General features: G+C 62.9%; 11 protein-coding genes. 3 read left to right on the forward strand and 8 right to left on the reverse strand.

What is annotated here, in order from left to right; translation table 11 throughout:
• Positions 1-243: 243 nt before the first annotated feature.
• From glpE to ACI7M0_RS01975, 7 genes are all read right to left on the reverse strand, one after another.
• The gene (gene glpE, locus ACI7M0_RS01945; RefSeq protein ID WP_010951742.1) at positions 244-576 is read right to left on the reverse strand and encodes a thiosulfate sulfurtransferase GlpE; all 333 of its coding nucleotides are present in this window, start codon (positions 574-576) and stop codon (positions 244-246) included.
• A 14-nt stretch (positions 577-590) separates the two neighbouring features.
• Positions 591-1457: a symmetrical bis(5'-nucleosyl)-tetraphosphatase gene (locus ACI7M0_RS01950; protein ID WP_004576191.1), complete on the reverse strand. Its 867-nt coding sequence runs from the start codon at positions 1455-1457 to the stop codon at positions 591-593.
• The gene (gene apaG, locus ACI7M0_RS01955) at positions 1457-1837 is read right to left on the reverse strand and encodes a Co2+/Mg2+ efflux protein ApaG (protein WP_003255559.1); all 381 of its coding nucleotides are present in this window, start codon (positions 1835-1837) and stop codon (positions 1457-1459) included. The genes ACI7M0_RS01950 and apaG overlap by 1 nt, the downstream gene beginning before the upstream one ends.
• Before the next feature lie 190 nt (positions 1838-2027).
• Positions 2028-2831 (reverse strand): 16S rRNA (adenine(1518)-N(6)/adenine(1519)-N(6))-dimethyltransferase RsmA, encoded by an 804-nt coding sequence (gene rsmA / locus ACI7M0_RS01960; protein ID WP_003255558.1) that lies wholly within the window; start codon positions 2829-2831, stop codon positions 2028-2030.
• Positions 2828-3817, reverse strand: a complete 990-nt coding sequence (pdxA, locus tag ACI7M0_RS01965; RefSeq protein WP_129933050.1) for a 4-hydroxythreonine-4-phosphate dehydrogenase PdxA — start codon at positions 3815-3817, stop codon at positions 2828-2830. Before pdxA ends, rsmA begins: the two co-directional genes overlap by 4 nt.
• Positions 3814-5139, reverse strand: coding sequence for a peptidylprolyl isomerase SurA (gene surA / locus ACI7M0_RS01970; protein ID WP_177413609.1), 1326 nt, complete (start codon positions 5137-5139; stop codon positions 3814-3816). The genes pdxA and surA overlap by 4 nt, the downstream gene beginning before the upstream one ends.
• Positions 5114-7921: an LPS-assembly protein LptD gene (locus ACI7M0_RS01975; RefSeq protein WP_129933052.1), complete on the reverse strand. Its 2808-nt coding sequence runs from the start codon at positions 7919-7921 to the stop codon at positions 5114-5116. The genes surA and ACI7M0_RS01975 overlap by 26 nt, the downstream gene beginning before the upstream one ends.
• A 130-nt stretch (positions 7922-8051) precedes the next feature.
• On the opposite strand from ACI7M0_RS01975, the gene ACI7M0_RS01980 reads away from it, so the two are divergent.
• From ACI7M0_RS01980 to ACI7M0_RS01990, 3 genes are read left to right on the forward strand one after another with little or no spacing between them, the layout of a single operon-like run.
• On the forward strand, positions 8052-9071 hold the full coding sequence (locus ACI7M0_RS01980) for an aminoglycoside phosphotransferase family protein (RefSeq protein WP_010951744.1): 1020 nt from the start codon (positions 8052-8054) through the stop codon (positions 9069-9071).
• Entirely contained in the window at positions 9068-9739 is a 672-nt protein-coding gene (gene murU / locus ACI7M0_RS01985) for an N-acetylmuramate alpha-1-phosphate uridylyltransferase MurU (RefSeq protein ID WP_010951745.1), read from the forward strand. The genes ACI7M0_RS01980 and murU overlap by 4 nt, the downstream gene beginning before the upstream one ends.
• A 1-nt stretch (position 9740) precedes the next feature.
• On the forward strand, positions 9741-10508 hold the full coding sequence (locus ACI7M0_RS01990; protein ID WP_129933073.1) for a TerB family tellurite resistance protein: 768 nt from the start codon (positions 9741-9743) through the stop codon (positions 10506-10508).
• 27 nt (positions 10509-10535) lie between these two features.
• Here ACI7M0_RS01990 and ACI7M0_RS01995 read toward each other — a convergent pair whose 3' ends face one another.
• Entirely contained in the window at positions 10536-11534 is a 999-nt protein-coding gene (locus ACI7M0_RS01995) for an alpha/beta hydrolase family protein (RefSeq protein WP_129933054.1), read from the reverse strand.
• Positions 11535-11560: the final 26 nt, after the last annotated feature.

Consider the following 11560-nt stretch of genomic DNA (forward strand, 5'->3'; position numbering starts at 1 on the left):
AGTCAGCTGATGCTGGCATGCAACCGGGTTGGCCGATTGCTGTATACCCCCCAGAACACCCTGTAACGCTACCGATGACCCGCACGCCGGTGTACCGGCTCTCCCCTTTTTGGATGGCCTGAGCTTAAGCGTAGTTGGTTATCTGCAAGGTAAAGGGGCGAGAAAGGCAGAAGTTACGAACGACCGTTCGTCAGATAAGCCGCAAGCCCGCGCGGCGCACGGGCTGCAGGGGAAAATAAAAAATTATTCAGCGTTGCCCTGGGCGGTCTCGGCCGGGTAGGTCGCGCGCCACAGTTCGAAGCCGCCGTCCACGCTGTACACGTCGGAGAAACCCTGGCCTACCAGGTAGGCGGCAGCACTTTGGCTGGAATTGCCGTGATAGCAGACCACCAGGGTTGGCGCGTCGAGGTCGGCGTTGCGGATGAAATCAGCGACCGAGTGGTTATCCAGGTGCCGGGCGCCGGTGATGTGGCCGGCGGCGAAGGCCTGCGGGTCGCGAATGTCGACGACGACCGCACCTTCTTTCTTGCGAAGCTCCAAGGCCTGCTCAGGAGGGATGCGCTTGAATTCGCTCATGGGTACTACTTCCTTCAGGTGTGGTCGTTGAGTGTAGTGGGTTGTGCCGGCTGGCGCAGGGTGCCGTCGTCGGCGCAGTCGCAGCGGTGGTATTCGCCGCTGTCGACGTTGTACAGGGTCATGGCGCCGCCCCATACGCAGCCAGTGTCCAGGGCGATGACGTCGGGCTCGGTGACCTCACCCTGCAGAGCGGCCCAATGGCCAAAGATGATCTTCACGTGGCGTGAGCGGCGGTCCTTGTGCGCGTACCAGGCTTTGTAGCCTTTGGGCGCGCTACCCAGGCCTTCCTTGCTCTTGAGGTCGAGTTTGCCATCGGCCGTGCAGAAGCGCATGCGGGTGAAGTAGTTGGTGATGACCCGCAGGCGTTCGACGCCGGCGAGGTTCTTGCTCCACTTGTTCGGCTCGTTGCCATACATGCCGTCCAGGTACAGCTGCAGGCGGGTGTCGTCACGCAGCACTTCCTCGACCTCGGCGGCGAGTTCCAGGGCTTTGCCAAGGGTCCATTGTGGCGGTATGCCGGCGTGAACCAGGGCGATGCCGCGAGGCTCGTCGTAATGCAGCAGCTTTTGCTGGCGCAGCCAGTCGAACAGCTGGTCGGCGTCCGGCGCTTCGATGATCTCGCGCAGTGTGTCGCTTTTCTTGAGGCGCTCGACGTTGTGCCAGGCGGCCAGCAGGTGCAGGTCATGGTTGCCCAGCACGCAGACCAGTGAATGACGGATCGAGTACAGGAAGCGCAGGGTTTCCAGTGACTCGGGGCCGCGGTTGACCAGGTCGCCGACCAGCCACAGGCGGTCGACGGCGGGGTTGAAACTGACGCGATCGAGCAGGCATTTGAGCGGCTGCAGGCAGCCCTGCAGGTCACCGACGGCGTAGGTGGCCATCAGTGCAGCGCTCCGGGCACTGCCAGCCGGAAGGGGGCAATCTCGGCGTCGAAGCGCTTACCGTCCTCGGCGAACATCTGGTAGCTGCCCTGCATGGTGCCAACGCGGGTGCTGATGACGGCACCACTGCTGTAAGTGTGGCTCTGGCCAGGGTCGATGTTGGGTTGCTGGCCGACCACGCCGGCGCCGCGGACTTCCTCTACCTCGCCGTCACCGTTGGTGATCAGCCAGTGGCGCGACAGCAACTTGGCACTGAGCGAGCCGTTGTTCTGCACGGTAATGGTGTAGGCGAAAGCGAAGCGACTGTTTTCGGGGTCGGATTGTTCTTTCAGGTAGCGGGTCACGACGCTGACGTCGATTTGATAGCGGGGGTCGGACATGCAAGGGCCTTGGGCGAACTGACGCAATAATGCAGTCTAGGCCATTGGGAGGGGGGAGGGCCAGCGGTGATCGGGCTTGGGGGGGCTGTGCCGGCCTCTTCGCGGGTAAACCCGCTCCTACAAGGGGTCGCACAGGATTTGAGGGTTGTGCGATCCCTTGTGGCCCGCGAAGAGGCCGGTACGGGCTAAATCAGGCTTGTTGCTGATCAGCCAGTTGGTCAGCCAGGCGCACGAAGGCTGCCAGGTCAAGCTGTTCAGGGCGCAGGCTGCCATCAACGCCAGCAGCCTCGATGGCGGCGCTGTCCAGCAGGCCTTTCATGGTGTTGCGCAGGGTCTTGCGGCGCTGGTTGAACGCTTCGCGAACGACACGCTCCAGCAGCAGGTGGTCCTTGGCCGGGAACGGCAGCACTTCGTGCGGCACCAGGCGGACGATCGCCGAATCCACTTTCGGGGGTGGGTTGAAGGCACCAGGGCCGACATTGAACAGGTGCTCCACGCGGCAGTGGTACTGCACCATGATCGACAAGCGCCCCCAGTCACCGCCGCCAGGGCCGGCGGCCATGCGCTCGACCACTTCCTTTTGCAGCATGAAATGCATGTCGCGGATCAGCCCGGCGTGGCTGAGCAGGTGGAAGATCAGCGGGGTGGAGATGTTGTAGGGCAGGTTGCCAACCACCTTGAGGCTGCGCGGCGGCACGCCCAACTGGTTGAAGTCGAACTTCAGGGCGTCGCCCTGGTGCAGGCGGAAGTTGCTGCGATCGGCGAACTTGTGCTGCAGGATCGGCACCAGATCTTTGTCCAGCTCCACCACGTCCAGCTGTGCGCCACTGCCCAGCAGGCCTTCGGTCAGGGCGCCCTGGCCCGGGCCGATTTCCAGCAGGTGTTCGCCGGCCTTGGCGTTGATGGCACGCAGGATGCGGTCGATGATACCGGCGTCGTGCAGGAAGTTCTGGCCGAAGCGCTTGCGCGCCCGGTGTTGGTATTGCTCGTTCATGGTCGGTTCTCGGCCATCTGGTAGGCGGTTTCCAGTGCGACGCGCAGGCTGCCAGTGTCGACTTTGCCAGTGCCGGCCAGGTCCAGGGCGGTGCCGTGGTCAACCGACGTGCGGATGATTGGCAGGCCCAAGGTCACGTTCACTGCTGCGCCGAAGCCTTTGTACTTGAGTACGGGAAGGCCCTGGTCGTGGTACATCGCCAGCACCGCATCGCAGTGCTCCAGATATTTGGGGGTAAACAGGGTATCGGCCGGCAGCGGCCCGCGCAGGTCCATGCCTTCGGTGCGCAGGCGGGCCAGGGTCGGCTCGATGATGTCGATTTCTTCGCGGCCCAGGTGGCCGCTCTCGCCCGCATGCGGGTTGAGGCCGCACACGAGGATACGCGGGTTGGCAATGCCAAACTTGTCGCGCATGTCGGCATGCAGGATACGGGTTACACGTTCGACGCGCTCTGCAGTGATAGCGTCGGCAACATCACGCAGTGGCAGGTGCGTGGTCACCAGGGCCACGCGCAGGCCGCGGGTGGCCAGCATCATTACCACTTGTGCGGTGCGGGTCAGTTCGGCAAGGAACTCGGTATGCCCGGAAAAGGCGATACCGCTTTCGTTGATCACACCCTTGTGCACCGGGGCCGTGATCATCCCGGCGAAGTGCCCGTCCAGGCAGCCTTGCCCGGCGCGGGTCAGGGTTTCCAGCACGAACGCTGCGTTGGCCTTGTCGAGCTGGCCTGGCACCACCGGGGCCGCCAAGGGGGTATCCCAGACGTACAGGCTACCTGCGGGTGCCGGGAGGTCAGGCCATTGGCCCGGGGCTACCGGCAGCAGGCTGACGGCCAGCCCCAGCTGCGTGGCCCGCTCGGCGAGCAGGTCACGGCTGGTGATGGCGATCAGGGGGTGAGGCTGGGCGTCTGCGGCGAGCAGCAGGCACAGGTCGGGACCTATGCCGGCCGGCTCGCCGGGGGTGACGGCGAAGCGCAGGGGCTTCACTGGGCGGCCTGGTCAGCGCCAGGCAGCTTGATTTCAACGTAGGCTTCGTCGCGGATCTGGCGCAGCCAGGTTTGCAGCTCTTCGTCGTACTTGCGGTTGCGCAGTACGCTCAGGGCCTGCTGTTCGCGAGCTTGCTCGGTGCTGTCGGTGGCGCGGCGGCCCAGCACTTCCAGAACGTGCCAGCCGTACTGGGTCTTGAACGGTTTGGTCACTACGCCTTGCTGGGCATTGGCCATCTGTTCACGGAACTCCGGTACCAGGCTGTTCGGATCGACCCAGTTGAGGTCGCCGCCGTTGAGTGCCGAACCCGGGTCTTCCGAGAAGCTCTTGGCCAGTTCGCCGAAGTCTTCGCCGTTCTTGATTCGATCGTACAGGCGCTCGGCCAGTTGCTGGGTGGCAGCTTCGCTGCGGATCTCGCTTGGCTTGATCAGGATGTGGCGCACATGCACTTCGTCACGCAGCACGTTCTCGCTGCCACCGCGCTTCTCCTCGAGCTTGAGGATGATGAAGCCGTTGGGGATGCGAATAGGCTGGGTAATTTCGCCCACTGGCATGCTGCTGAGCATCTTGGCGAAGTCGGGTGGCAGCTGACCGGCTTTACGCCAGCCCATCTCGCCGCCTTCCAGGGCGTTTTCGCTGGCCGAGTTGGCAATCGCCATCTGGCCGAAGTCAGCACCCTGGCGCAGTTGCTGGTACACGTCACCGACCTTGCGCGCAGCCTTCTGGATATCGTCCGAGTTGGCGGCTTCCGGGGTCGGGATGAGGATGTTGGCCAGGCGGTACTCTTCCGACATCTGCATCTTGCCCAGGTCCGAGGCCAGGAAGTTCTTCACTTCCTGCTCGGACACCTGAATGCGTTCGGCAACGCGGCGTTGGCGCACGCGGCTGATGATCATCTCGCGCTTGACCTGCTCGCGAGCGTCGTCGAACGACAGGCCGTCACGGGCCAGCGCCGCGCGGAACTGGTCCATTGACATGCCATTGCGCTGGGCAATGGTGCCAATGGCCTGGTTCAGCTCTTCGTCGGTGATGCGGATACCAGAGCGCTCGCCGATCTGCAGCTGCAGGTTCTCGACGATCAGGCGTTCCAGGACCTGCTGTTCCAGGGCGCTGGTCGGCGGCACGCCGCCGCCGCGCTTGGCGATGGTTTGCTGGACCTCATGGACACGCTGGTCCAGCTGGCTTTGCATGACCACGTCGTTGTCGACGATAGCCACCACGCGATCAAGAGGTTGCACCGCGGCATGCACCGCGCCACTCAGCAAAGCGACGCCCAGCAACACTGGGCGCAGACGATCAATAAGCTTGGTCTTCACGTTCACGGTAACCTTGAATGCCTTGGTCGAGGAAAGACTCGACCTTGTTGCCAACTACGCCGCCGAGGCCTTTCAGGACGATCTGAAGGAAGACACCGTGGTCGCCTTTTTCGTTCTGTGGAAGGGCCTGGCTGAAATCGTCGTAGTCGATCCAGTAACGGTTGATCAGGCGCAGCTTCCAGCAGCAGTTGTCGTATTCGAAACCACCCATGGCTTCCAGGGTACGGTTGCGGTTGTAGTCATGCTGCCAGCGGGCGATTACGTTCCACTGCGGCACGATCGGCCAGATGACCGAGAAGTCGTGCTGCTGGATCTTGTAGTAATCCTTGATGTAGTTCGGATCGCCCGGGGTGCCATAGTCACCGCCGCCCACTTTCCAGGTACCCGTGGTCGAGTCGTAGGCAATGGTGTCGTTACGGTAGCGATAACCGAGGTTGACGATCTTGTTCGGGTTGTCTTCAGGCTGGTAGTGGAACATCGCGCTGCCCGAGCGGGTGCTGCGGCTGTCCGGGTCCCAGTTGAAGTCCGAATTGAAGCGCCAGTCGCGGTTGAAGTAGTAGTTGTACACCAGAGCGTATGGCGATACATCGGACTGCGCGTCCTTGCGGGTGCGGTAGTCGATGCCTGGCAGCTGGACCTTGCGGTCCTTGAAGTAGTAGGCCTGGCCGATGCTGAAGTTCTGGCGCTCGAAGCCGTTGTCTTCGATCCAGCGTGTGGTCACGCCCAGCGACAGTTTGTTTTCGTCGCCGATACGGTCAGTGCCGCTGAAGCGGTTGTCGCGGAACAGCGAATCGTAGCTGAACAGGGTTTCGCCGGTATCGAACAGCGGGATGTCCTTCTGGTCCTTGTACGGAACATAGAGGTAGAACATGCGCGGTTCGAGGGTTTGACGGTAATTGTTGCCAAACAGCGAGGTGTTGCGGTCGAAGTACAGGCCGCTGTCGACGCTGAAGATTGGCACGTCGCGGCTAACAGAGCTGTCGTAGCTTCCGTACGCGCCTGGATCGGCGGCTTGCAAGGCGATTGCATCGGCTTTGCCTTTGCTGTCCAGATCAAGATCGTACTGGGTGTAGGCGTATTTCAGTTTGGGTGTGAGGAACCCATAGCTGGCTGTCATTGGATAGCTGACTGACGGCGCGACGTTCAGGCGCGTGCCGTTGGCCCGCTCGATACCTCGAATATTTTCGTCAAGCCGACGACCATCGTCCCCCGCTGTGAGGTCCAGGTTGCCGTCCTTGTCGAACACGGTGTCGTTCTTCAAGTCACGTTCGAAGCGCGCGGCCTCGGTTTCGTAAGCGAAGTTCAACCCCCCTGGCTGATAAGGCAGTACGCCATTGAGGGTAATCTGCGGCAGTCGATCATAAGGCGTGATCTGCGAAATGGTCGCCGCCTCATAGGCATGTACGTTCAGCCGCGCGGTGTAGCTATCGCCCCGGTAGGTCAATGCACCCTGCTGATTCAGGAAGTCGCGGCTTTCCACGCCAATCTGGTCGGATTCCAGGTCCTGGAAGTAGAACGGGTCGCTGATGTCGGTGTAGTCCACCTCGGTCATCAGGCGTTCGTCCAGGCCACCCTTGTGCTGCCAGTTGACCATCCAGCGCTGATCTTTGTAATCCGTCTGATCTTTGCGGTCGTCGTTCTTGTCGTTCAGGTAGGCGCCGCCGAATTGCCCTTCGCTGGAAGGTGTCAGGTAGCGGAACTCGCCTTCCATCAGCAGGCCGCGCTTGGCCATGTAACGCGGGTACAACGTGGCGTCGTAGTTGGGCGCCAGGTTGAAGTAGTACGGCGTGACCAGCATGAAGCCGGTGTCGCTGCTGGTGCTGAACGACGGCGGCAGGAAACCGGACTGGCGACGGTCGTCAATCGGGAAGTAGATGTACGGTGTATAGAACACCGGGAAATCCTTGACCCGAAGTGTAACGTTGGTCGCAGTACCGAAACCGGTGGCCGGGTTCAGGGTGATGTTGTTGCCTTTCAGCTGCCAGGCGTTGCTGCCCGGTTCGCAGGTGGTGTACGTACCGTCCTTGAGGCGGATGATGGCGTTTTCGCCACGCTTGGCGTACAGGGCACTGCCGCGGATGTGCGACTTGTGCATCACGTATTCGGCGTTGTCGACCTGGGCTTCGCCAGTGTCGAGCTGGATCTGGGCCTCGTCGCCGACCACCAGCGAACCGTTGTCACGGATCTTGACGTTGCCCTTGAGCTCGCCACGGTTTTCGGCCTGGTAGAGGTTGGCCTCGTCGGCTTCGGCCTGCATGCTGCCCTGGCGCATCACCACGTCACCGGCGAGGGTAGCGATCTGCTGCTCCTGCTGGTACTTGGATACCTTGGCATTGATGTAGGTCGGCGACTCGTCCTTCGGCGTGGTGTCGGCCATGCCCGGGCGGGTTGGCTCGATATACGCGCCACCGCAGTACGGGCCGGTTTCAGCCAGCTGCGCGGCGGTGAGCTTTTCACGCGGAACCCAGTCCAGGTGGCTGTAGTCTTCGCTGCGCGACTTCAGACCACGGCCCTTGGCCTCGGTAACCAGCACGGGCCGGTCCGCAGTTTCGGCTTCGCCCGCCGCTTCGGTGCCGGAGCTGACGGCTGCACCTTCGTGCACCGGACGCGGCGGCAAGTTGTTGACTGGGGTTTTGGGCTTGCAGTCCCAACCACCGGCGGCGGACACTTGGCAGTCGAACTGTTCGGCTGCCACTACGTATGAGGTGGCCAGAGGTTGCAGGGCCAGCAGACCGCCGGTTACCAGCAACGGAAACTTTCTACGAAACGCGGGGGATTTCAATGCCATCTTATTAGTCCGGGCTTCCTGCGTGCCATCTGCCCGCGTGTGGGGCCGCACGCCTCTCGATGGTCTGAAAAAGATGCTGGATAATAAAGCATGACCCGCTTGACGGCTAGGGCCGTCGGAGACCCTTGCAATGCCTGAACACGATGTACGCCTGCAACAACTGACGGTCTGGCTCGATGAGCAGCTCAATGATCTTTTCCGTGACAACGCCTGGGGCGAGGTGCCTGCAGGCAGCCTGACCGCTGCCAGCAGCGACGCCAGCTTCCGCCGCTATTTCCGCTGGCAGGGTGCTGGCCACAGTTTCGTGATCATGGATGCGCCCCCCCCGCAGGAGAACTGCCGACCGTTCGTCGCCATCGACCACCTGCTGGCCAGCGCTGACGTACATGTGCCGCTGATCCACGCCCAGGACCTGGAACGCGGCTTTTTGCTGCTTGGGGATCTGGGCACTCAGACATACCTTGACATCATCAATGCCGACAACGCCGATGGCCTGTTCGCCGACGCCATCGATGCCCTTCTGAAGTTCCAGCGTTTGCCAATGGACGCGCCGCTGCCCAGCTACGACGACGCCCTGCTGCGCCGTGAAGTGGAACTGTTCCCCGAATGGTACGTGGGGCGTGAGCTGGGCCTGACCTTCACCGATGCACAGAAGGCCACCTGGCAGCGCGTCAGCCAGTTGCTGATCGACAGCGCCCTGGCGCAGCCCAAGGTGCTGGTACACCGTGACTACATGCCGCGCAACCTGATGCAGAGCACCCCCAACCCTGGTGTGCTGGACTTTCAGGATGCGGTATACGGCCCGGTCACCTACGACATTACCTGCCTGTTCAAGGACGCCTTTGTCAGCTGGCCGCAGGCGCGGGTCGAAGGTTGGCTGGGCGACTACTGGCAGCAGGCGCAGGCGGCTGGCATCCCGGTGCACGCCGAGTTCGAAGCCTTCCACCGCGCCAGTGACCTGATGGGCGTGCAGCGGCACCTGAAGGTGATCGGCATCTTCGCCCGTATCTGCCACCGCGACGGCAAGCCGCGTTACCTGGGCGACGTGCCGCGTTTCTTCGCCTATATAAATGAAGTGATCGGTCGCCGGCCCGAATTGGCGGAGCTGGGTGAGCTGATTGCCGAGTTGCAGGCCGGAGCGCGTGCATGAAGGCCATGATCCTGGCTGCGGGGAAGGGCGAGCGCATGCGCCCGCTGACCCTGCACACCCCAAAACCGTTGGTCCCGGTCGCCGGCCAGCCGCTGATCGAGTACCACCTGCGCGCCCTGGCGGCAGCGGGCGTGACCGAAGTGGTGATCAACCATGCCTGGCTTGGCCAGCAGATCGAAGACCATCTGGGCGACGGTAGCCGCTTCGGCCTGAGCATTCGCTATTCACCTGAAGGTGAACCGCTGGAAACCGGCGGCGGCATCTTCAAGGCCCTGCCTTTGTTGGGTGATGCGCCGTTCCTGCTGGTGAATGGCGATGTGTGGACCGACTACGACTTCGCGCGTTTGCAGGCTCCCCTGCAAGGCCTGGCTCACCTGGTACTGGTCGACAACCCTGGCCATCACGGCCGTGGTGACTTCCGCCTGGTGGGCGAGCAGGTCGTTGACGGCGATGACGCGCCCGGCACGCTGACCTTCAGCGGCATTTCCGTGCTGCACCCGGCGCTGTTCGAAGGTTGCCAGGCGGGTGCCTTCAAGCTGGCACCGTTGCTGCGCCAGGCGATGGCGGCCGGCAAGGTATCTGGCGAACACTACCGTGGGCACTGGGTGGATGTTGGCACGCTTGAACGCCTGGCCGAGGCTGAGTCTCTGATTGGCGAGCGCGCCTGACATGTGGTGGCCAGGCACGGTGATAGGTGTGGGTGCCGGCTTTGCCGTTGCGAGCATACCGGGTGCCTTGCTCGGTGCGTTGCTTGGGCAGGCCATTGACCGCCGGCTGCGCTTGCAAGGCTGGGAAGACATGCGCGAACGCCTGGGTGGGCGCCCCGCATTACGCGACGACGAGTTGTTGTTCGTGATGCTCGGGCGCCTGGCCAAGTGCGATGGCCGGGTAGCCGAGCAGCATATCCAGCAGGCGCGTCAGGAGATGGTGCGCCTGGACCTGGCCGAGGCAGCCCGGTTGCGCGCCATCAATGCGTTCAACCGTGGCAAGGCGGGCAAGGACCGGCTTGGCAGTCACCTGCGGCGCATCAGTCAGCAGCCCCACGCGGCGGAAGGTACCTTGCGGGCCTGTTGGCGCATGGTCTGGGCTGACGGCAAGATGGGCAACAAGGAGCGTGAGTTGCTGCTGGACTGGGGGCAGAAGCTGGGCATGAGCCGGCGCCAGGTGCAGGCCATGTCCCTGGAGTACGAGCCGCGCAAGGCCACGGGGGCAGAAAGCGTGCCCATGACCTACGCGGCAGCGTTGCGCTTGCTGGCGGTGGGCGCAGACACCGACACCGATAAGGTCAAGCAGGCGTATCGTCGGCTTGTCAGCCGGCATCATCCGGACAAGCTGGCAGGTACCGGTGCCAGCGAGGCGCAGGTGCGTGAAGCAACCGCGCGTACCCGTGAGTTGCACCAGGCCTATGCCATGATCCGCAAGCGGCGCGGCCTTTGACGCCCCGCCACAAGGATCAAGCCTGACTCAGCCCTGAGGGCTCATCCACCCCCGCACCCGGCGGAACAATTGCTCTTGTTCCGCCGCTTTGTTTGCTGGCATGGCAATCAATGACAATTGTCGGTACTGGCTATCCTTCTGCCGCTTGCTGGCCTGCAGCCGTTGCTGGGCTGCGTTGCGGTCAGCGCTGCGGGTGGCGTAGTAGATATCGGCCGTGGGTACCTTCAAGGTTGGGGCCAGGCTTTCCAGGTCCTGCTCCACCCGTGCAGGGGTCTGCGCAGCGACCATCACCAGTTTTTGTACCTGTGGTGGCTGCTTCTCGCTCAGGTAGCGCGCCGCCCAATATGCACCGCTACCATGGCCGATCAGTACGATGCTGCGGGCATTGTGTTGTTGGGCGAACGCCACGGCGGCATCCAGGCGGGCGAAGATGCGTTCGGCATCTGCCGGGTCGGCCTGCTCGCTGGCTTGTTCGGCATCGGTGCTTTCTGCTGTGTCGGCATCGGCTGCGGTGGCTTGGGCCACGTTGGCGTTGGCATCGGCCGGAACGTCCTTGACCGGTGCGCTTTCGCCTTTGTCTGGCGCAGGCGCTGCCGGTGGTGTGGCTTCGACCCGCGCTTGCGGGCTGTCTGCGAGCAGGTCGGGCAGGCTGACGCTCAGGCTGTGCCAGCCAATATCAGGGAATTTTTGCCGCAGTGGGCCGACTGCATTTGGCCAGTCGGCCGTTTCGCCTGCACCAGGGACAATGATCACCGCCCCTTGCGGATCGTTGTCGTTGGCCGGCTTCCACAGGGCCAGGAAGCTGTCGGCACCGGCCTGCAGGGTCTGCTGCTCAGCCTTGGGCAGCAGCCGTTCCAGCGCCAGTGCATCCTCCTGGCTGCGTTCCAGCAAGGGTGGGCGTGGTGCCTCGGCAGCCGGTGCCGTGGCATTTGCAGGTGGTTTTTCGGCATCGGCGGCCAGGGCGCCGAGTGGAAGGACCGAGGCCAGGCAGCACATTGCCAGCGTCGTGCGATAAAGTGTGGACATGAGTCAACCCAAGGCCAGAATGAAAC

This window comes from Pseudomonas sp. 10(2024), from assembly GCF_045164175.1.
Lineage (GTDB): Bacteria > Pseudomonadota > Gammaproteobacteria > Pseudomonadales > Pseudomonadaceae > Aquipseudomonas > Aquipseudomonas alloputida.

Bases quoted from the DNA above. Each gene is read 5' to 3' on its own strand.
- ACI7M0_RS01950 (WP_004576191.1), bottom strand. From the start codon at position 1,457: ATGGCCACCTACGCCGTCGGTGACCTGCAGGGCTGCCTGCAGCCGCTC.
- ACI7M0_RS01975 (WP_129933052.1), bottom strand. From the start codon at position 7,921: ATGGCATTGAAATCCCCCGCGTTTCGTAGAAAGTTTCCGTTGCTGGTA.
- ACI7M0_RS01990 (WP_129933073.1), top strand. From the start codon at position 9,741: ATGTGGTGGCCAGGCACGGTGATAGGTGTGGGTGCCGGCTTTGCCGTT.
- apaG (WP_003255559.1), bottom strand. From the start codon at position 1,837: ATGTCCGACCCCCGCTATCAAATCGACGTCAGCGTCGTGACCCGCTAC.
- rsmA (WP_003255558.1), bottom strand. From the start codon at position 2,831: ATGAACGAGCAATACCAACACCGGGCGCGCAAGCGCTTCGGCCAGAAC.
- ACI7M0_RS01995 (WP_129933054.1), bottom strand. From the start codon at position 11,534: ATGTCCACACTTTATCGCACGACGCTGGCAATGTGCTGCCTGGCCTCG.
- ACI7M0_RS01980 (WP_010951744.1), top strand. From the start codon at position 8,052: ATGCCTGAACACGATGTACGCCTGCAACAACTGACGGTCTGGCTCGAT.
- murU (WP_010951745.1), top strand. From the start codon at position 9,068: ATGAAGGCCATGATCCTGGCTGCGGGGAAGGGCGAGCGCATGCGCCCG.
- glpE (WP_010951742.1), bottom strand. From the start codon at position 576: ATGAGCGAATTCAAGCGCATCCCTCCTGAGCAGGCCTTGGAGCTTCGC.